The following is a 20398-nucleotide window of genomic DNA, read 5'->3' as shown; positions in this document are numbered from 1 at the left end:
TAGACGCTCTCGAAGTGGTTCTTGTAGTGGAACGTATGCTCCGAGCCCGCTTCCAGCGTGGTGATGTGGAACGAGAACCCCATCTTGTCGTCGGCCAGCAGCAGTCGGACCGAGGACCACTGCGCATCGGACACGTCGCGGTCGGTTCCCTTGAGCTTGTTGAAATCGCGTACAATCATTGTCTTTTACTCCGCTGCGATGGTCATGGTCTTGGGGGCGCCCTTGGCGGCGTGCTTCAGCACCGCCGCTTCCAGGATGGCCAGCCCGCGTTCCATGAGCGCATCGGGTGTTGTCAGGGGGGCGAGCACTTTGACGACCTCGTCATGCGCGCCCGATGTCTCGATGATCAGCCCTTCCTCGAAGCAGGTGGCGCAGATCCGGCCCGCCAGATCGCCGCTGCCCACGTCGATGCCGCGCATCATGCCGCGGCCCTTCGGCCTGGCACCGGGCACGTGCCGGGCGATCTCGCCCAGGCGCTGGCCCAGCCGCTCGCCCTTGGCACGGGTCTCGGCGGCGAAGGCGTCGTCTTTCCAGAACTTCTCCAGCGCGATGCGCGCGGTGACGAAGGCATGGGTGTTGCCGCGGAAGGTGCCGTTGTGCTCGGCCGGCTTCCAGATGTCATGCTCGGGCTTGATCAGCAGCGCGGCAAAGGGCAGCCCCATGCCGGAGAAGCTCTTGGCCTGGGTGATGAGGTCGGCGTCGATGCCGAATTCCTCGGTGCTGAAATAGGTGCCGGTCCGGCCACAGCCCGCCTGGATGTCGTCGACGATCAGCAGCGCGCCGTGCTTCTTGGCCAGCGCGGCGATGCCCTGCATCCATTCCTTGGACGCGGCGTTCAGCCCGCCTTCGCCCTGCACCGGCTCCACGATGAAGGCGGCGGGCGCGTCGATGCCCGAGGAGGGGTTGTCGAGCAGCATCTCGATCTGTGCCAGCGTGTCGACATCCTCGCCGAAGGCGCCCTCATAGGGCATCCGGGCCACGCCTTCCAGCGGGGCACCCGCGCCGCCGCGCTTGCCCGCGTTGCCGGTGGCCGCCAGCGCGCCCATCGTCATGCCGTGAAAGCCGTTGGTGAAGGACACGATCATGTGCCGCCCGGTGACCTTGCGCGCCAGCTTGATCGCCGCCTCGACGGCGTTGGCGCCGGTGGGGCCGGTCATCATCACCTTGTGGTCCATGCCGCGCGGCTTGAGGATGATCTCCTCGAAGGCCGTCAGGAAGCGCGCCTTGGCGTCGGTGAACATGTCGAGGCCATGGGTCACGCCGTCGGCCTGGATGTGCTCGATCAGCGCGGCCTGCATGTCGTCGTCGTTATGGCCGTAATTGAGCGAAGAGCATCCGGCGAGAAAATCGATATACTCGCGGCCCTCCACGTCGGTCATGACCGACCCCTTCGCCTTGGCGAAGACGGTGTCGAAGCTGCGGCAGTAGCTGCGCGCCTCGGATTCGCGGCGGGCAAAGATCTCTTTTCCGGCTGTCGTGACAGTCGTCATATCGGTTCCTCCGATTGTCGGATGTAAGGGGGGTGGGGCGCGGCCTGATGCCGGGGCGGGGCCGGATCGGGCCCTGCCACGGCAGGTCTGCGGTATCAGGCGGCGCTGGCGATCACCGGGGCCTCTTCGGCCAGATCGATGGTGACCATATGTTCGGTGGCATGTGCGCCGTTGAAATGTTCTTCCTTCTTGAAATGCGCCTCATGCGAGAGGTCTGCATCCATGCGGTCGGCAAAGCTGTTGAACAGCGCCCAGGAGGCGTCGTTGTCCTTGGTGATCGTGGTCTGCATGCGCTGTACGGCGCTGCATTCCTCGCGCTCCAGCAGATGGGCCAGCATGCGCCGCCCCAGCCCGCGGCCGCGGGCGGAACTGTCGACCGCGACCTGCCAGACGAACAGCGCCTCCGAATCGTTGGGCAGCACATAGGCCGAAATCCAGCCCGCAAGCTTTCCGTCCAGCTCGGCCAGGACGCAGGTGTCGGCAAAATGATCGCACTGGATCAGGTTGCAATACATCGAATTTTCATCGAGCGGCTTGCACTTCTGGATCAGTTCCCAAATCGCGCCGCCATCCTCCGCGGTCGGCTTGCGAAAGGTCATCGTATCGTTTTGCTTGGTCATGCCTGCTTCCACTGCTCCTGCGCTGTTGGGGTAGTGCCTTAATATAGTTAGCTTGACGAAATTTCAACCAGCTAAGCAGTCATCGCCCGATATTACAAAAATAACGGTAAAATATAGCAGTTTTATGAAATTTCCGGCCTGTCGGCGTGGAAAGTTACTTCGCTAGTCAAGGCATGTGGCAGGTTTGCGCGTTTTCCGGTTGATCCCGATCCGCACAAACGGGTAATTTCGCTCGGTCGACCGCCTGACGCTGGGTATTTCATGAAACGCTCCGATATCAGCCTGATCGCGTTGCGCAGGATTCTGCGCGCGACGGAACTTTACGGGCGCGATCTGGCGCGCGCGGCGGGGCTGACGCCGGTGCAGATACGGGTGCTTCAGGCCGTGTCGGAAACCGGAACCTCGACGCCCAAGGAGATCTCTTCGCGGTTGGCGGTGTCCCAGGCCACTGTCACCACGCTGGTGGACCGGCTGGTCACCAAGGGCCTGGTGGAGCGGCAGCGCTCTCATATCGACCGGCGCCAGACCAATGTGATCATTGCCGACGCGGGGCGCGAGGCGCTGGAAAAGGCGCCCGATCCGCTGCACGACCGCTATGTCGAGGAATTCGAGCGTCTTCAGGATTGGGAGCAGGCGATGATCGTCGCGGCGCTGGAACGCGTGGCCGCCCTGCTGGACGCGGGCAAGCTGGAATCATCGCCCATTCTGGACATGGGTGATTTTCGCAAATGACGGGGCCTGATTGACGGGCCCTGAGTGACGGGGCCCGAGTGACGGGGCCCTGCTTGAGGGCGCAAGGGCCGCTGAAGGGACCGCGCGCGATGGCGCCGCGCGCGGGGCAGCGGGGGCGGCTCAGTCGTCTTCGACCACTTCCTGCCGCTGGCGGCCCAGCCCGTCGATCCACAGTTCCATGACGTCGCCCGGCTTGAGGTAGATCGGATCGGGCTTCTTGCCCATGCCGACGCCCGGCGGCGTGCCGGTGGAAATCACATCGCCCGGATGCAGCGTCATCAGCCCGGACAGATGCGCGACGATCTCGGCCACGCTGAACACCATCGTCGCGGTGTTGCCGGTCTGCATCCGCTCGCCGTTCAGGTCCAGCGTCATGTCCAGCGCCTGCGGATCGGCGATCTCGTCGCGGGTGACCAGCCAGGGGCCGGTGGGGCCGAAGGTGTCGCAGCTTTTGCCCTTGGTCCACTGGCCCGAAAGCTTGCCCTGAAAGCGGCGCTCGGACACGTCGTTGACGATGCAATAGCCCGCGACGTGATCCAGTGCATCCTGCGCGCTGACGTATTTCGCGCGCTTGCCGATGACCACGCCCAGCTCGACCTCCCAGTCGCTGCGCTTCGACCCGCGGGGCAGCGATACCCTGTCGTCGGGGCCGACGATGGCGGAATTGGCCTTCAGGAACAGAATGGGATGCTCGGGCAGCGGCGAGCCGGTTTCGGCCGCGTGGTCGGAATAGTTCAGCCCGATGCACAGGAATTTGCCGATGCGCCCGACGCAGGGGCCAAGGCGCGGCGTGCCCTCCACCAGCGGCAGCTTGGCGGGATCGAGCGCGCGCAGCCTGTCCAGCGCCGCGTCCGACAGCGCGTCGCCCGCGATGTCATCGACCTCACCCGACAAATCGCGCAGCGCGCCGTTTCCGTCGATGAGACCCGGCTTTTCCGTGCCGCTTTGTCCATAACGCACGAGCTTCATTGAAATCCCTCCCGATATCGCCGCAATGTCGCGCAGGCCCCCAAAGGGGCGCGCGGCGGGCTTTCCGGTCTTTTTGGTAGGGGGTTTCGCCGCGCCCCGCAATGGCCGGCGGCACGGCAGGATCGAAGGGAAGAGACATGGACAGGCATTGCATCGCGTTTCTGGGCACCGGCCTGATGGGCAGGCCGATGGCGGCCAACCTGTTGCGCGCGGGCCATGAGCTGCGCGTGTGGAACCGTACGGCGGACAAGGCTGTGGCCTTGGCGGAGCAGGGCGCGCGGATCTGCGACGATCCGGCCCAGGCGCTGGAGGGGGCGGAAATGATCGTCAGCATCATGTCGGACGGCGCGGCGGTGGCGCAGGTCCAGCGCCGCTGCCTTGCGGCGGGGGCGGTGCGCGCGTCGATGTTGTGGATCGACATGAGCTCGGTCCGGCCGGGCGAGGCGCGCGCGCAGGCGGCGGCGCTGGATGCGGCCGGGGCGAGGCTGCTCGACGCGCCCGTTTCGGGGGGCACGCGAGGGGCCGAGGCGGCGCGGCTCGCGATCATGGTGGGCGGCGATCAGGCGGATTTCGACCGGGCCGCGCCGGTGCTGCGCGCGATGGGGCGGCCGGTTCTGGTCGGTCCGACGGGGGCGGGGCAACTGGCCAAGCTGGCGAACCAGGCGGTCGTGGGCATCACGATCGGCGCCGTGGCCGAGGCGACGCTGATGTTGCAGCGCGGCGGGGCCGATCCCGCCGCCGCGCGGCGTGCGCTGGCGGGCGGCTTTGCCGACAGTCTGGTCCTGCAACAGCATGGCGCCCGGATGAGCGACGGCGATTTCACGCCCGGCGGCACCTGCAGGACCCAGCTGAAGGACATGCGCAACATCCTCGCCGAAGCGGCGGAGCTGGGCCTGGCGTTGCCGCTGTCGCAACAGATCGAGGCGCGCTACACCGCGCTTTGCGACGCGCCGGAGCGTGCGGAGCTGGATCATGCCGCGCTTTACCTTGAGCTGCGCGATCGCAATCCGGGCGGTGACGGCTGACGGCTGGTCAATAGCCGCGCGCGCGGTCCACCAGATCTTCGGGCGGGTTGCCCGCATTCATCCGCGCGATGTTGCTCACCACCTTCAGGCTGGCGCTGTAGGGGCGCGTGGCCGATGCGATATGCGGCGTGACGGTGACGCGCGGATGCGACCAGTAGCGGTTTTCGGGCGGCAGCGGCTCCTGCCGGAACACGTCCAACGTCGCATGCGACAGATGCCCGCTGTCCAGCGCCGCCAGCAGCGCCGCGTCGTCGATCAGCGCGCCGCGGCCGGGGTTGATGACCACCGCGCCGCTTGGCAACTGGGCGATCCTCTCCGCGTTCAGCAACGAGTCGGTCCGGTCGGTCAGCGGCAGCAGCAGCACGAGGATATCGGCGTAGGACAGCGCCTGCGCCAGGCCGCGCTCGCCCGACAGGCAGGTCACGCCGGGCAGATCCTTCTGGCTGCGGCTCCAGCCCGTGACCATGAAGCCCAGCTGCACAAGCGCCTCGGCCGCGGCACGGCCGAGCGCGCCGAGCCCCAGCAGGGTCACGCCGCGGTCACAGGCCAGCGGCGGCGCGCCGTCCAGCCATGTGCCGTTCTGGTTGAGGATGTGCCGGTCCATGCCCAGATGGTGGCGCAGCACATGGCCGCAGACCCATTCCGTCATGCCCCGCGACAGACCGGGATCGACCATGCGCACCAGCGGAATGCGCAGGGTCGGGTTGTTGACCACGTCCTCGACACCCGCCCACAGGTTCAGAACCGCCCGCGCACGGGTGAAGGGGGTGAAGTCCCGCACCGGACCGTTGGGCGCGTAGATGATGTAATCCACCGCCTGCGGGTCGCTCGGATCATCGTGCAGATGCACGTCCATCTCGACGTTGTAGAACAGGTTCCCCAGCTCTTCGCGATAGATCGGCCAGTCGTCCGGGTGACCGGCAAACAGGATATTCAGCGTCATTCACTTACCTCGGGCGGTGGACATTGGCGGATTGCACCAGACCGAAGGCCACAAGCAGCACCACCATGGCCGACCCGCCGTAGGACACCAGCGGCAGCGGCACGCCCACCACCGGCGCCATGCCCATGACCATCGCCATGTTCACCGCAAAGAATAAAAAGAAGGTTACCGCGATCCCCAGGATCAGCAGCGATGAAAACCTGTCCTTCGTCGACATGGCGGCGACGATGCAGAAGAAGATGATCAGCCCGTATAGCGTCAACAGCGACGCCCCCCCGACGAAGCCCAGTTCCTCGGCCAGGGTGGTGAAGATGAAATCGGTCTGTTTTTCCGGCAGGAAATTCAGCCGCGATTGCGTGCCCTGCATGAACCCGCGTCCGGTCCAGCCGCCGGACCCCAGCGCGATCTTGGATTGGGTGATGTGATAGCCCGCGCCCAGCGGATCGCTCGCGGGGTCCAGAAAGGTATCGATGCGGCGGTACTGATAATCCTTCAGCAATTGCCAGGGCGTCCCCCGGGAGCTGAAGACCGAGGCCACCAGCCCGCCCGCCACCGCGAAAAGCCCGCCGAAATACCACCAGCTGACGCCTGCCATGAACATCACCGCCCCGCCGCCCATCACCAGCAACAGGGCTGTGCCCAGATCGGGCTGGCGCAGCACCAGCGCGGTGGGCAGCAGGATCATCGCCAGCGGGATCAGCACGTAGAGGATGCGCGAGGTTTTCTTGATGTCGAGCCAGTCGTAATAGGCGGCCAGCATCATCACCAGGGTGATCTTCATCAGCTCGGAGGGTTGCAGACGCATGAACCCCAGGTCGATCCAGCGCTGCGCGCCCATTCCGGTGGACCCCACGAATTCCACCGCCAGCAGCAGCGCGACCGAGATGCCATAGGCCACCCCCGCCACGTTGCGCCAGAAATAGATCGGCACGACGGCCACCATGAACATCGCGGCCATGCCCAGGGCAAAGCGTTTCATCTGTGGCTCGACCCAGGGGCGCATCGACCCGCCGGCCACCGAATAGAGCATCAGGAATCCGACGCTGGCGACCGCGCAGATCAGCAGCACCAGCGGCCAGTTGATGTAGAGCAGCTTGCGGAATCCGCCGGGGGTGCGTTTGACGGTATGTTCAAGATAGCTCATGCGCGGATCTTGGCATCGCTGTCGGGAATGGCCTTGCGCAATTGCAGCGACTTCTGACGCTCGGCGATTTCGTCCCGTTGGTTCTTTGGATAGGCGTCCAGCGGGGGCAGGCCGCCGTAAAGCGCCTGCAACAGGATGTCGCGCGCGATCGGCGCCGCCGCCGAAGAGCCGCCGCCGCCGTGTTCGACCACCACCGACACCGCGTAGCGCGGATCGTCGAAGGGCGCGTAGCAGACGTAGAGCGCATGGTCGCGCCGTTCCCAGGGCAGATCCTCGTTGCGGATGACCCCGCGCGCGCGTTCGGCGGCGGTGATGTTGCGCACCTGGCTGGTGCCCGACTTGCCCGCCATCAGCATCGTCTTTTCCGCGATGCGCGACCGGTAGCCGGTGCCGCGCGGGGTGTTCGACACCGAAAACATGCCCTTTTGCACCGCGGCAAGTGCACTCGGGGACAGGCCCAGATCCGCCCCGGCGCCCGAGGGCTGCGCGATTCCGTTCACCGAACGCACCAGGCGCGGCGTCACCGCCCGCCCGGATGCGATTCGCGCGGTCATCACCGACAGTTGCAGCGGCGAGGCCAGCACATAGCCCTGGCCGATCACCGCGTTGACCGAATCGCCGATCAGCCATTCGGCGCCCCTGGCCTCGCGTTTCCACTGTTTGGTCGGGATCAGCCCGTCGGACACGGCCGACATCGGAATGTCATGGCGGATGCCCAGCCCCAGCCGGTTGGCCATCTCGCTCATCTTCTCGATGCCGACGCGTTCGGCCATCGCGTAATAGTAGACGTCGCACGACTGTTGCAGGCTCATGTTCAGATCGACCCGGCCATGGCCCGAGCGTTTCCAGCAGTGAAAGCGGCGCCCGCCGGTTTCGCGGTATCCGGGGCAGTAGACCGTTTCCTCGGGCCGCACGAAGCCGCCTTCGAGCGCGGCCAGCGCGGTCACCATCTTGAAGGTGGAGCCGGGCGGATAGGCGCCCTGAACAGACTTGTTCGCAAGGGGGCGGTACTTGTTTCCCGTCAGCTCCTTGTAATCGGCGGAGGAAATGCCGCGCACGAACTTGTTCGGGTCAAATGACGGGGTGGAGCCCACGGCGACCAGATCGCCGGTGCGCACATCGGTGACCACCGCCGCCGCGCTCTGGCCCGCCAGACGCTGCTGGACGAAGTTCTGAAGGTTGGCGTCGACGGTTAGCTGGATGTTTTCGCCCGGCTCGCCTTCCTGGCGGTCCAGCTCGCGCATGACGCGGCCGACGGCGTTGACCTCGATCCGCTTGTAGCCCGCCTGACCGCGCAGCTTGTCCTCCAGCTTCGCTTCGGTGCCGCTCTTGCCGATCTGGAAGCCGGGGATCTGCAACAACGGATCATCGTCCTGGGTCTTGCTGAGGTAATAGTCGCTGACCGGGCCGACGTAGCCCACGATATGGGCGAAATCGTCCTGCAAGGGATAGCTGCGCGACAAGCCCACATCGGGCGAGATGCCGGGCAGGGCGGGGGCGTTGACCGCCACTTCGGCCACGTCCTTCCAGCTGAGGCGATCGGCGACCGTCACCGGCACGAAGGCGCTGCGGCGCTTGACCTCCTTTATGGTGCGATCGAGCGTTTCCTGGTCCAGCTTGACCAGCTTGACCAGCTTGTTCAGTGCCTCCTCGACGTCGCCGGCATCTTCGCGGACGATGACGATGCGATAGTTCTGCGCATTGCCCGCGATCAGCACGCCGTTACGATCGTGGATCAGCCCGCGCGCCGGTGCCAGCAGGCTGACGTTCACGCGGTTTTCCTCGGCCAGCATGCGGAACTGGTCGGCCTGATCGACCTGAAGGTAGCGCATCCGCAACCCCAGCGCCCCCAGAATGCCAAGCTGCACCCCGCCGATCACCAGCGCCCGCCGGTTGACCTTGCGCGCGCTGTCGTCGGTGTCTTTCTGAGAGCGTTTCATGAGCGTTTCCCTATGGTCGAACCTTCCCCGGCGCCGGGCTTGCGCACGCCGAGGAACCACTGAGACAGCAGTGCCACGAAAGGATAACTGATTATCGTGAAAAGCAGAAACAAGAGGTCTTGAACAAGCGACGGGGTGCCGATCATCACGATTTTCATCACGATCCGGTATCCCATGATCACGAAGATCATCGCCGCAGCGGCAAACAGCCATTCCAGATAGAACGGCAGCTCGCGCAGCCGCGCCGCGCGGAACCGCAGCGACTCGCTGGCGAGGATCACCAGCGCGGTCCACAGGCCCGGCGCGCGCATGAAAAGGAAATCGGTCATGAGGGTGATGATCGCGATCAGCGCCACCGGCGCGTAGGAGGGCCGCCGCATCACCCAGGAAAACGTCAGCGCAAGCAGAAGTTCGGGGCCGGACAGGCTGCCTGCCGCCGGGCCCAGCGGCAGCAGGTGGATGAAGACGAATCCGGTCGCGAGCGCGATGAACCAAAGCCGGTTTACCCAGGCCTCAGCCATCATTGCGGGCCTCTGCGGGCAGCATCGGCCCCTGGACCGGCGGCAGATCCGCCGACGCCTCGGGCGGGATCAGCAGGCCGCCCGGGTCGGTTATGCGCTCCTGCGCGTGGCTGCGCAGCACGCGCAGGAATTCCAGACGCTCGTAATCGGCCGCCAGACGCACGCGCAGCCGCTTGTCGCGGCCCTGCACGACCTGACCCACGACAATCCCCGAAGGGAAGAGCCCGCCATCGCCGGACGACACGACCCGATCGCCCGGGCGCACCAGTTCAGGGCTTTCGACGAATTCGATGCGCGGCAATGCGGCCGCGTCGCCGCTGAGGATCGCCCGCTGTCCCGAAGGCTGGATCGTCACCGGAATGTGGCTGTTGCTGTCGGTCAGCAGGATGACGCGCGAGGTGGTCGCCCCCACGCCGGAAATCCGCCCCACCAGCCCCAGCCCGTCCATCGTCGCCCAGCCGTCCTTGATGCCGTCGCGGCTGCCCACGTTCAAAAGCAGCGATTGCCGGAAGGGAGAGCCCGAATCCGCTATCACCACGCCGGTCACATAGGTCAGCTTGGGGTCGAGCTGCACCTTGTTGAGATCCAGCAGCTTGGCATTCTTCTGCTCAAGCTGAAGCGCGGCTTCCTTCCAGGCCTTCATCTGCTGCAACTCGCGGCGCAGTTCCTGGTTCTGCTGATAGATCCGGGCATAGGACTGAAAGTCGTCGATCATGCGCGCAGCGGCGGTCACCGGCGCCATCGCCCATTCCATGTTCGGCACCACCTGGTCGATCAGCTGCGCGCGAAAGCGTTCCACGCGCGGGCTGTCGATGCGCCAGACCAGAAACAGGATGATCAGCAGCAACACCATGGAACCGACGGCGATCTGCCGGATCGGCCGGGAATAGTTGATCTCTTGCTTGCGGTCTCTGGCCAAGGAATTGCCCTTTCGGGACCGGGTCGAGGGAAAGCGACGCGGATCAGCTGTCGTAGTCTATCACATGGCGCAGTTGCTTTTCGTATTCCAGGGCCTTGCCGGTTCCCAGCGCCACGCAGTTCAGCGGCTCGTTGGCGACGGAAATCGACAGGCCGGTCTGCTCGCGCAGCGCCAGATCCAGATCGCCCAGCAGCGCGCCGCCGCCGGTCAGCATGACGCCGCGGTCGACGATATCGGCGGCCAGGTCGGGGGGGGTGGCCTCCAGCGCGGTCATCACGGCTTCGCAGATCTGCTGCACGGGCTCGCTCAGCGCTTCGGCGACCTGGGCCTGGTTGATCTCGGTTTCCTTCGGCACGCCGTTCAGCAGGTCGCGGCCGCGGATCTGCATCGAGGCGCCGCGCCCGTCGTCGGGCATCCGGCTGGTCCCGATGGAGGTCTTGACCCGTTCCGCCGTCGCCTCGCCGATCAGCAGATTGTGCTGACGCCGCAGGTAGCTGACGATGGCCTCGTCCATGCGGTCGCCGCCGACGCGCACCGAGCGCGCATAGACGATATCGCCCAAGCTCAGCACCGCCACCTCGGTGGTGCCGCCGCCGATGTCGACGACCATGTTGCCGGTCGGATCGGTGATCGGCATGCCCGCGCCGATGGCGGCGGCGATGGGTTCCGCGATCAGCCCGGCCCGGCGTGCGCCCGCGCTCAGCACCGATTGGCGGATCGCGCGTTTTTCCACCGGGGTGGCGCCATGCGGCACGCAGACGATGATCTTGGGTTTGGTGAAGGTCGTGCGCTTGTGCACCTTGCGGATGAAATGCTTGATCATCTCCTCCGCGACATCGAAATCGGCGATCACCCCTTCGCGCATGGGCCGAATCGCCTCGATCGAGCCGGGGGTGCGCCCCAGCATCAGCTTGGCATCCTCGCCGACCGCCAGCACCTGCTTGCGCCCGTCCTTGACATGATAGGCCACGACAGACGGCTCATTGAGGATGATCCCCCGCCCCTTGACATAGACGAGCGTGTTCGCCGTTCCCAGATCGATCGCCATGTCGGATGAGAAAAGGCTAGAAAATCCAAACATAAACCATGTGCCCCGCGATTGTTCGAGCGCCCGACGGATTTGAGGTCAGGAGCCGAAGCGCCTTATAGGGGCGGCGCCCGGTCGGGGAAAGGGTCCGCGCCCCCCTCGCTGGCACATTTCCGCCGGCATGCCAACTGCAAAGCGGGCCGAGGCGGGCCTGCTGCGTGCGCGGGGCGCGCCTTGTCGGCCGCCGTTCCGGTGGCGCCATGCCGCAGGGGCGGGCAAGCGGAACTTGTTGCTTGCAATGACGTTTCGAAAATAGCCACTCGATCAACCCACCCGCCCATGCGACGCCTTCGCCCGTGCAGAAGACCAGCCGCGGGCGCATATCCAGCATTGCAGGTCTTCTTTGTCCGTATATCTTCAGGGGCTCGCAATTGCCGCCGCGCCCCATAAAATGGCGCAGCACGTTGTCATCGACACCGCAAAGCGTCTGTTGGGGCCAAAGTTTCCGAATTTCGACCGTCTGCTCAGGACGCGTCGAAATAGCCCACCGTCTTGCGATCCACCCCTGGCGGGGTCTTGGCGCGCCGCACCAGCAGGTTGTTGAGCGCATCGACATAGGCCCGCGCCGAGGCCACGACCGTATCGGTGTCCGCCGACTGCCCTGTCACGATCGTGCCGTCGCTTTCCAGCCGCACCGACACCGTGGCCTGCGCATCGGTGCCTTCGGTCACGGCGTGCACCTGATAAAGCTGCAACACCGCCTCATGCGGAAAGCTCTGCCGGATCGCGTTGAAAGCGGCGTCGACCGGCCCGTCGCCGGTCGCGGTGACAGAGGTTTCGCCCTCGTCGATGCTCAGCGTCAGGTCGGCGGTCTGCGGACCTTCGGTGCCGCAGACCACGCGCAAAGACTTGAGCTGTATCCGGTCATGCGCTTCGTCCGAGGCGCCTTCGCGCATCAGGGCGATCAGATCATCGTCATAGACTTCCTTCTTGCGGTCGGCGAGCGATTTGAACCGCACGAAGGCGTCGTTCAGCTGGTTGTCGGCCAGCTCGAACCCCAACTCCTTGAGCTTGGAGCGCAGCGCCGCGCGCCCCGAATGCTTGCCCATGACGATGTTGGTGTCCTTCAGGCCCACATCGGCGGGGCGCATGATCTCGAAGGTCTCGGCGTTCTTGAGCATCCCGTCCTGATGGATGCCCGATTCATGCGCAAAGGCGTTCTTGCCGACGATGGCCTTGTTGAACTGCACCGGAAATCCCGAAACGGTCGCCACGCGGCGGCTGATGTGCATCAGCTTGGTGCTGTCGACGCCGGTGGTCCAGGGCATGATGTCGCCGCGTACCTTCAGCGCCATCACGACCTCTTCCAGCGCGGTGTTCCCGGCGCGTTCGCCCAGCCCGTTGATCGTGCATTCGATCTGCCGCGCGCCGCCCGCGACGGCGGCCAGGCTGTTGGCGGTCGCCATGCCCAGGTCGTTGTGGCAATGGGTGGCGAAGATCACATCCTCGGCGCCCTCGACCTCGGCGATCAGGCGGCGGATCAGATCGGCCGATTCAACCGGCGCGGTATAGCCCACGGTGTCGGGGATGTTGATCGTGGTGGCGCCGGCCGCGATCGCGATGCGCACGGTGCGCTTGAGGTAATCCCATTCCGTGCGGGTCGCATCCATCGGCGACCATTGCACGTTGTCGCACAGGTTGCGCGCGTGGGTCACGGTGTCGTGGATCCGCTCCGCCATCTGGTCCATGTCCAGGTTGGGGATCGCCCGGTGCAGCGGCGAGGTGCCGATGAAGGTGTGGATGCGCGGGCGGCGGGCGTGTTTCACCGCCTCCCAGCAGCGGTCGATGTCCTTGAAGTTGGCGCGGGCCAAGCCGCAGATCACGCTGTCCTGCGCGTTCTTGGCGATGTCGCGGACCGCCTCGAAATCGCCTTCCGAGGCGATGGGAAAGCCGGCTTCGATGATATCGACGCCCATCTCGTCCAGCAGGCCCGCGATTTCCAGCTTTTCGGCATGGCTCATCGTGGCGCCGGGCGATTGTTCGCCATCGCGCAAGGTGGTGTCAAAGATCAGAACGCGGTTCTGTTCAGGCATGTCGGTCATTGGGGTATCTTTCGTCAGTTCTTAGCTTTTCCCGGCGCTGGTTCCCCCCTGAGCGGTCGCGCCGAAAGGCACGCTCAGAGGCGGCTAAGAAGGAGCAGGATCGCCGACAGGGCCGCGGCGCGGGGCGCGGCAGGCAGGGTCGGGGTATGGGACGATCCGGTCATGCGGCCGATCATAGGGGCGCGGTGCGAAAAGAAAAGCCGGAATTTGCGCGCATCCTCAAGAGGTTTCCATGCGTCGCGCGAACTCGCCCGCCAACGCGTCTCCGCGCAGGAACGGCCGCCGGAACGCCTGCGCGCGCGCCCTGGCCTGTCCGGTATCGGCGGTCGCTATTTTCCCCGCGGTTACTGCGCGTCGGCAGGGTCCGCGCCGGGGGTGGTGTCGGGCGTGGTGTCGGGGCCTGCTTCGGGGGTTGCTTCGGGGCTGGCGGGCGGCTGGTTGACCGGGGCGGGCGCGCCGTTCGCTGCCGACGGGTCGGCGAGAACGCCGTCTTCCCAGTCGCCCGAGCGTGTTTCGCCCGTCGCATAGCGCATGGTGCCGGTGCCCGAGCGCTTGCCCTTGACGAACTGCCCCTCATAGACGTCGCCATTGGCGTAGGTCGCGACACCTTCGCCGTCGATTTCGCCGGCCTTCCAGCCGCCTTCGTAGGTGAAACCGTCGGGCATGGTGATCGTGCCCTGTCCCTGCCGCTGCCCGTCGACGAAGCCGCCGGTGTAGACCGTGCCGTCGGAATAGGTGGCGGTGCCCTGGCCCTGGCGCTGGCCCTCGACCCATTCGCCCTCGTATTTGTAGCCGTCGGAGTAGGTCATCGTGCCGGTGCCGTGGTTCTTGGCGTCCTTGAACTCGCCCTCATAGACCAGCCCGTTGGCGTAGCGCGCGATGCCCTTGCCGTCGATCACGCCCGCCTTCCACGTGCCTTCATAGCTGGAGCCGTCGGGATAGACGATCTTGCCGGTGCCGTCGGCCAGGTCATCCGCGAAATCGCCCTCATAGACCGAGCCGTCAGGATAGGTGACCTTGCCCTGGCCCTGGATGCGTCCGTCGACCCAGTTGCCGGTGTATTCATAGCCGTCCGCGCCGGTGAAGACGCCCTGGCCGTTGCGCTTGTCGCGCGCGAATTCGCCCTCGTAGCGGTCGCCGTTGGCATATTGCACGACACCTTCGCCGGAGCGCTCCCCCTCGACCAGTGTGCCCTCGTAGATGTCGCCGTTGGACTGGATCAGCTTGCCTTCGCCGTTGATCTGGCCGTTTTCCCACTGACCCTCATAGATCAGACCGTCGGGCATGGTCAGCTTGCCGGTGCCCGCGCGCTGGCCCTCGCGGATCTCGCCCTCGTAGACGGCACCGTCGGCATAGGTGATCTTGCCCCGCCCGTCCTTGACGCCGTTGACCCAGCTGCCCTCGTAGCGGTAGCCGGTCGGGTTGGTCATGATGCCCTGGCCGTGGTGCAGCGCGTTGCGGAACCCGCCCTCGTAGCGCACGCCGTTGGCATAGACGGCGATGCCCTTGCCGTTGATCTTGCCGTCGACCCATTCGCCCTCGTAGGTGCTGCCGTCGGCGAATGTGATCTTGCCGAAGCCCTGCGGCTTGCCCTTGGCGAATGCCCCTTCATAGACCGACCCGTCGGGGAATTGCGCGATGCCCTGGCCCAGGATCTCGCCATCGACCCATTCGCCGGTATATTCATAGCCGTTGGGCAGCCGGTAGGTCCCGCGCCCGTGCTGGCGGCCGTCCTTGAACGTGCCCTCATAGACGCCGCCGTCGTCGTACTGTTTGGTGACCACCCCATCCGATTGGGCGACGGCGGCGACGGTCCAGCCGCCCGCGAGCAACAGGGCGGCGGCGGTGAGGCGGACGGGCGTGGAGGTTTTTCTGATCATGGCTCTCTTGGTCGCGTTCAGCAGGGGCGAGGGGCTTCGCTGGAAACCTACTTGGAACCCCCCAAGCTGACAACGCTTTTGATTTCCGTGTCTTTGCGCGGCAGGCGAAAGTGAGCCAAGCGACTTTTCCTCGGGGGCGGATCCGGCGTATAGGACGCCGAAGCAAGAGGTGAGCATGACCGACCGTTTCCGCCTGACATTGGCGCAACTGAACCCGACCGTCGGCGATCTGGCCGGCAATGCCGAACTGGCGCGCGAGGCATGGCGCGCGGGCCGGGCGGCGGGCGCCGATCTGGTGGCGCTGCCCGAGATGTTCCTGAGCGGCTATCAGCTGCAGGATCTGGTGCGCCGCCCGGCCTTTCTGGCCGATGTCGCCGCGCATCTGGAGGCGCTGGCGCGCGATTGCGCCGAGGGGCCCGCGCTGGCGCTCGGCGCGCCGCATCTGGAGGGGGTGGAGGTCCACAACGCCTATGTCGTGCTGGAGGGGGGCGAGGTCCGCGCGCGGATCTTCAAGCACATGCTGCCCAACAAGGATGTCTTCGACGAGATGCGCACCTTCACGCCGGGCGCGATCAGCGGACCCTACCGGGTCGGGCCGCTGCGCATCGGATCGCCCGTCTGCGAAGACGCCTGGACCGAGGATGTGGCCGAGGCGCTGGCCGAATCCGGGGCCGAGATCCTGCTGGTGCCCAACGGATCGCCCTATCGGCGCGACAAGCAGGAGCTGCGCCAGAACCTGATGGTGTCGCGGGTGATCGAGACGGGGCTGCCGCTGGTCTATCTGAACCTGGTGGGCGGGCAGGACGATCAGGTGTTCGACGGCGCCAGCTTCGTGCTGAACCCCGGCGGCGCGCTGGCGGTGCAGATGCCCGCCCATGAGACGGCCATCGCCCATGTCGATTTTCAGCGCGGCCCCGACGGCTGGCGCGCGCTGGAAGGGGAACGGGCGCTGCAACCCGACGCCTGGGAACAGGACTATCGGGTCATGGTGACCGGCCTGTCGGATTACATGCGCAAGACCGGTTTTTCCAAGGTGCTGCTGGGGCTGTCGGGCGGCATCGATTCCGCGCTGGTGGCGGCCATCGCCACCGATGCGCTGGGCGCGGAGAATGTGCGCTGCGTGATGCTGCCCAGCCAGTATACCTCGGCCCATTCGCTGGAGGATGCGGCCGCCTGCGCGGCCGCGCTGGGCTGTCGGCTGGACGAGGTGCCGATCGCGGGGCCGGTGGAGGCGGTGGACAGGGCGCTTGCGCCGCTTTTCGCGCGCCGCGCGCCGGATCTGGCCGAAGAGAACATCCAGTCGCGCCTGCGCGGGCTGCTGCTGATGGCGCTGAGCAACAAGTTCGGCGAAATGCTGCTGACCACGGGCAATAAATCCGAGGTCGCGGTGGGCTATGCCACGATCTATGGCGACATGGCGGGGGGCTACAACCCGATCAAGGATCTCTACAAGATGCGGGTGTTCCAGACCTGCCGCTGGCGCAACGCGAACCACCGCGACTGGATGCGCGGCCCCGCGGGCGAGGTGATCCCCCGGCGCATCATCGACAAGCCCCCTTCGGCAGAGCTGCGGGCCGATCAGAAGGATGAGGACAGCCTGCCACCCTATGAGGTGCTGGATGCCATCCTGGAAGCGCTGGTCGACCATGACGCGAGCGTCGCCGATCTGGTGGCCGGGGGCTATGACCGGGATGTCGTGAAGAAGATCGAGCATCTTGTCTACGTTTCGGAATACAAGCGCTTTCAGTCCGCGCCCGGTCCCCGTCTGACGCAGCGCGCGTTCTGGCTGGACCGCCGGTACCCGATCGCGAACCGCTGGCGCGATCCCGGCTGAGGGAGCCTCCGGCGGGGATATTTCGGACCAGAAGAAGCGGGCGGGCGGCGCAACGCAGGGCTGCTGTGCGCAAACGAAGCATTCGCTGTGCGGGAACACCGCGCCCCGGGCATCGTTTCCCCTTGAGACAATTTACCGAGGAGATCGACATGGCCAAGCCGAAAATCGCGGTCGTTTTCTATTCGACCTATGGCACCAATCACCGGATCGCGAAGACGGCGGCGGAAGCGGCCGAGGCGGCAGGCGCGCAGGTCCGGCTGCGGCGCATCGCCGAAACCGCCCCGTCGGAGGTAGTGAACGGACAGGAGAACTGGAAGCGGCAGCTGGCCGCGATGCAGGACATCCCCGAGGTCAGCCACGACGACATGATCTGGGCCAACGGTTACTTCTTTTCCACGCCCACGCGCTACGGCGTGCCCGCCAGCCAGATGCGCGCCTTCATCGACACGCTGGGCGGCCCGTGGAGCGAGGGCAAGCTTGCCGACAAGGTGGCCACCGCCGCCACCAGCGCGCAGAACGTGCACGGTGGGCAGGAAACGACGCTCTGGTCGCTTTACGTCACCTTCATGCATTGGGGCGCGATTCTGGTACCGCCGGGCTACACCCATGAAGCGCTTTACGAGACGGGCGGCAACCCCTACGGCTTTTCCACCGAGGCGGGCAAGCTCGACGATGCGGGCCGCAAGAGCATCGCGCATCAGGCCGAGCGGCTGGTGAAATACGCGGCCCGTCTGCCGTATTGATAAAATACGCGGCGGGGCGCGTCGCCCCACGCCTCTGCCTGTCACCCCAGCATGGTCTGATAGCTTTCGGCGACATAGCGGTAGCCTGCGTCGCGCTTGTCGATGAAGCCCATCGCGGGGAAGGGCATGTGGTAGCCGAGAAACGGCATCCGCTCCGCCGCGAGCATGTCGAGGATCGTTTTGCGCGATGCGGCGGCGGTCTGCTTGTCCATGTCGAATTTCACCTCCCACTCGGGGTGTTCGACCGACCAGATGTAGTGGTTGGCGAAATCCGCGGCCAGCAGCATCTGCCTGTCGCCCGAATCGATCATGTAGGTCATGTGCCCGGGGGTGTGGCCGAAGGCCTCGCGCGCGGTGATGCCCGACGCGACATCGCCGCCGTCCTTGAGGAAGGTCATCCTGTCGGCCAGCGGGCGGACGTTGGCGTCGAACTTGTCATTGTTCATCTTGGCCCAGGCGTCGTATTCGACCTGGCCGGTCACGTAATCGGCATTGGCAAAGGTCGGCTTGCCCTCCGTCATCAGCCCGCCGATGTGATCGCCGTGCATATGCGTCAGCACCACCGTCGTCACATCGTCGGTCGTGTGGCCCGCCGAGTCCAGTGCGGCGGCAATGTCTTCGCCGGTGTTGCCGGTGTCGAAGAGCACCAGTTTCTCGCCGGTCTTCACCAATGTCGGGGTGAAGAAGAACTGTGCCTTGTCGGTCGGGATGAAGGCCTGTTCCGAGACCTCGGCGAATTCGTCGTCCGACACGTTCAGCCCGAAGATGCTGTGCGGGTTGTCCACGGTGCGGGTGCCCGCAAGCAGCGCGGTGACCTGCATGTCGCCCAGCGCAAAGCTGTTGGTCTTCCTGGCCGTGGCCATCTTGTGGGCCGCGGCACCGCCCGCGCGCGGCATCAGCGCGGCGGCGAACGGCAGCGCGGCGGTTGCGGTCAGGGCCTGACGTCTGGAAATGGGCATTGGAAATCTCCTTTGACTGAATATCCCCCCTTTACCTAGCGCCCCGGAGGCGGTCGGACGGGACGTGCGATCACGTTTGCGTGATTTCAGGGTGGCGGCGTGTATCGCGCTGCGCTGTGGACAATCTTCGCCTGCTGTGCTTGAGGAACCAGCCAAGGAGATTGCCCAATGACCATCACCCGTTTCGCCCCGTCGCCCACCGGCTATCTGCATGTGGGAAACCTGCGCACCGCGCTTTTCAACTGGCTGATCGCGCGCAAGGCGGGCGGGCAGTTCATCCTGCGGCTCGATGACACCGACCCCGAGCGGTCGAAACAGGAATATGCCGATGCGATCCAGGCGGATCTGGAATGGCTGGGGCTGAGCTGGGACCGGGTGGAGCGGCAATCGGAACGGCTGGACCGTTACGCCGCCGCGGCCGATGCGCTGCGCGAGAACGGCCGTTTCTATGAGGCCTTCGAGACCCCGACCGAGCTGGACCTGAAGCGCAAGAAGCAGCTGAACATGGGCCGCCCCCCCGTCTATGACCGCGCCGCACTGGCGCTGGGCGCCGAAGAGCGCGACACGCTGCGCGCCGAGCGGGGCGGTCACTGGCGCTTCAAGCTCGAACATGAGCGGATCGAATGGGCCGACGGAATTCTGGGCGATATCTCGATCGATGCGGCCTCGGTCAGCGATCCGGTGCTGATCCGCGGCGACGGGCAGGTGCTTTATACGCTGGCCTCGGTCGTGGATGACACGGAAATGGGGGTGACGCATGTGGTGCGCGGGTCGGATCACGTGACCAACACCGCCACGCAGATCCAGATCATCGAGGCGCTGGGCGGGCAGCTGCCCGCCTTTGCGCATCATTCGCTGCTGACCGGGCCCAAGGGGGAGGCGCTGTCGAAACGGCTGGGCACGCTCAGCCTGCGCGATCTGCGCGCCGCGGGGGTGGAGCCGATGGCGCTGCTCAGCCTGATGGCGCGGCTGGGATCGTCCGACCCGATCGAGCTGCGGCACAGCCATCAGGAGCTGATCGACGGCTTCGATCTGGACCGTTTCGGCGCCGCGCCGACCAAATTCGACGAGGCGGACCTGTTCCCGCTGACCGCGCGCTATCTGCAATCGCTGCCGCTGGAGGCCGTCGCGGAGGATGTGGCCGCGGCGGGCGTGCCTGCGGACAAGGCGCAGGATTTCTGGGACGCGATCCGCGAGAACACCGCGACGCGCGCCGGGATAGCCGAATGGTGGGCGTTTTTCCGCGACGGCGCCGCGCCGGTGATCGAGCCGGAGGACCGCGAGTTCGTGGTCGAGGCGCTGCGCCTGCTGCCCGAGGGGCCGCTGGACCGCGACGCCTGGGGCAAATGGACCGCCGAAGTCAAGGCCGCCACGGGGCGCAAGGGGCGAGGGCTGTTCCGGCCGCTGCGTCTGGCGCTGACGGGGCGCGAGAAGGGGCCTGAAATGGACCGCGTGCTGCCGCTGCTTCAGACGATCCGCGCGCGGGAATTGCTGGGCTGACGCCAGAAGGGCGGCAGCGCGGCTGGCGCGGCCGCCCGTGCTGGTGGCCG

Annotated in this window: 18 protein-coding genes; 5 read left to right on the top strand and 13 right to left on the bottom strand. The window is 65.9% G+C overall.

What is annotated here, in order from left to right; translation table 11 throughout:
• The 3 genes from ACU0BR_RS09260 to ectA form a co-directional block, all read right to left on the bottom strand.
• A partial coding sequence (locus ACU0BR_RS09260; RefSeq protein ID WP_446156554.1) for an ectoine synthase occupies positions 1 to 179 on the bottom strand: 179 nt, incomplete at its 3' end.
• Positions 180 to 185: 6 nt separating this feature from the next.
• A complete protein-coding gene (gene ectB / locus ACU0BR_RS09255) occupies positions 186 to 1490 on the bottom strand; it encodes a diaminobutyrate--2-oxoglutarate transaminase (RefSeq protein WP_446156552.1) in 1305 nt (434 codons plus the stop codon).
• A gap of 95 nt (positions 1491 to 1585) precedes the next feature.
• Positions 1586 to 2110 (bottom strand): diaminobutyrate acetyltransferase, encoded by a 525-nt coding sequence (ectA, locus tag ACU0BR_RS09250; RefSeq protein ID WP_446156551.1) that lies wholly within the window; start codon positions 2108 to 2110, stop codon positions 1586 to 1588.
• Between the two features lie 261 nt (positions 2111 to 2371).
• On the opposite strand from ectA, the gene ACU0BR_RS09245 reads away from it, so the two are divergent.
• A complete protein-coding gene (locus tag ACU0BR_RS09245) occupies positions 2372 to 2842 on the top strand; it encodes a MarR family winged helix-turn-helix transcriptional regulator (RefSeq protein ID WP_446156550.1) in 471 nt (156 codons plus the stop codon).
• Between the two features lie 120 nt (positions 2843 to 2962).
• Here ACU0BR_RS09245 and ACU0BR_RS09240 read toward each other — a convergent pair whose 3' ends face one another.
• Entirely contained in the window at positions 2963 to 3811 is an 849-nt protein-coding gene (locus ACU0BR_RS09240; protein ID WP_446156549.1) for a fumarylacetoacetate hydrolase family protein, read from the bottom strand.
• Between the two features lie 137 nt (positions 3812 to 3948).
• Here ACU0BR_RS09240 and ACU0BR_RS09235 point away from each other — a divergent pair, with 137 nt between their 5' ends.
• On the top strand, positions 3949 to 4836 hold the full coding sequence (locus ACU0BR_RS09235; protein ID WP_446156548.1) for an NAD(P)-dependent oxidoreductase: 888 nt from the start codon (positions 3949 to 3951) through the stop codon (positions 4834 to 4836).
• A 7-nt stretch (positions 4837 to 4843) separates the two neighbouring features.
• Here the strand turns inward: ACU0BR_RS09235 and ACU0BR_RS09230 are convergent, their stop codons facing one another.
• The 8 genes from ACU0BR_RS09230 to ACU0BR_RS09195 form a co-directional block, all read right to left on the bottom strand.
• On the bottom strand, positions 4844 to 5779 hold the full coding sequence (locus tag ACU0BR_RS09230) for a 2-hydroxyacid dehydrogenase (protein WP_446156547.1): 936 nt from the start codon (positions 5777 to 5779) through the stop codon (positions 4844 to 4846).
• 4 nt (positions 5780 to 5783) lie between these two features.
• Positions 5784 to 6923, bottom strand: coding sequence for a rod shape-determining protein RodA (rodA, locus tag ACU0BR_RS09225; protein ID WP_446156546.1), 1140 nt, complete (start codon positions 6921 to 6923; stop codon positions 5784 to 5786).
• Positions 6920 to 8863, bottom strand: a complete 1944-nt coding sequence (gene mrdA / locus ACU0BR_RS09220) for a penicillin-binding protein 2 (RefSeq protein ID WP_446156545.1) — start codon at positions 8861 to 8863, stop codon at positions 6920 to 6922. The genes rodA and mrdA overlap by 4 nt, the downstream gene beginning before the upstream one ends.
• On the bottom strand, positions 8860 to 9384 hold the full coding sequence (locus tag ACU0BR_RS09215; protein WP_446156544.1) for a rod shape-determining protein MreD: 525 nt from the start codon (positions 9382 to 9384) through the stop codon (positions 8860 to 8862). Before ACU0BR_RS09215 ends, mrdA begins: the two co-directional genes overlap by 4 nt.
• Positions 9377 to 10303 (bottom strand): rod shape-determining protein MreC, encoded by a 927-nt coding sequence (mreC, locus tag ACU0BR_RS09210; protein WP_446156543.1) that lies wholly within the window; start codon positions 10301 to 10303, stop codon positions 9377 to 9379. The genes ACU0BR_RS09215 and mreC overlap by 8 nt, the downstream gene beginning before the upstream one ends.
• Before the next feature lie 43 nt (positions 10304 to 10346).
• The gene (locus tag ACU0BR_RS09205) at positions 10347 to 11384 is read right to left on the bottom strand and encodes a rod shape-determining protein (protein ID WP_446156542.1); all 1038 of its coding nucleotides are present in this window, start codon (positions 11382 to 11384) and stop codon (positions 10347 to 10349) included.
• 470 nt (positions 11385 to 11854) lie between these two features.
• Positions 11855 to 13432: a 2-isopropylmalate synthase gene (locus ACU0BR_RS09200; RefSeq protein ID WP_446156541.1), complete on the bottom strand. Its 1578-nt coding sequence runs from the start codon at positions 13430 to 13432 to the stop codon at positions 11855 to 11857.
• Positions 13433 to 13776: 344 nt separating this feature from the next.
• Positions 13777 to 15312, bottom strand: a complete 1536-nt coding sequence (locus tag ACU0BR_RS09195; RefSeq protein WP_446156540.1) for an MORN repeat-containing protein — start codon at positions 15310 to 15312, stop codon at positions 13777 to 13779.
• A gap of 175 nt (positions 15313 to 15487) precedes the next feature.
• On the opposite strand from ACU0BR_RS09195, the gene ACU0BR_RS09190 reads away from it, so the two are divergent.
• Positions 15488 to 17146 (top strand): NAD+ synthase, encoded by a 1659-nt coding sequence (locus ACU0BR_RS09190; RefSeq protein ID WP_446156539.1) that lies wholly within the window; start codon positions 15488 to 15490, stop codon positions 17144 to 17146.
• 149 nt (positions 17147 to 17295) lie between these two features.
• Complete coding sequence (gene wrbA, locus ACU0BR_RS09185; protein ID WP_446156538.1) at positions 17296 to 17889, top strand: NAD(P)H:quinone oxidoreductase; 594 nt, start codon at positions 17296 to 17298, stop codon at positions 17887 to 17889.
• Between the two features lie 41 nt (positions 17890 to 17930).
• Here wrbA and ACU0BR_RS09180 read toward each other — a convergent pair whose 3' ends face one another.
• A complete protein-coding gene (locus ACU0BR_RS09180) occupies positions 17931 to 18848 on the bottom strand; it encodes an MBL fold metallo-hydrolase (protein ID WP_446156537.1) in 918 nt (305 codons plus the stop codon).
• Between the two features lie 168 nt (positions 18849 to 19016).
• Here ACU0BR_RS09180 and gltX point away from each other — a divergent pair, with 168 nt between their 5' ends.
• A complete protein-coding gene (gene gltX, locus ACU0BR_RS09175) occupies positions 19017 to 20348 on the top strand; it encodes a glutamate--tRNA ligase (RefSeq protein WP_446156536.1) in 1332 nt (443 codons plus the stop codon).
• Positions 20349 to 20398 lie beyond the last annotated feature (50 nt).

The sequence above is a fragment of the Brevirhabdus sp. genome (genome assembly GCF_052826345.1).
Note: the sequence above shows the minus strand (reverse complement) of the source record. Positions and strands in the feature narration are given on the sequence as shown.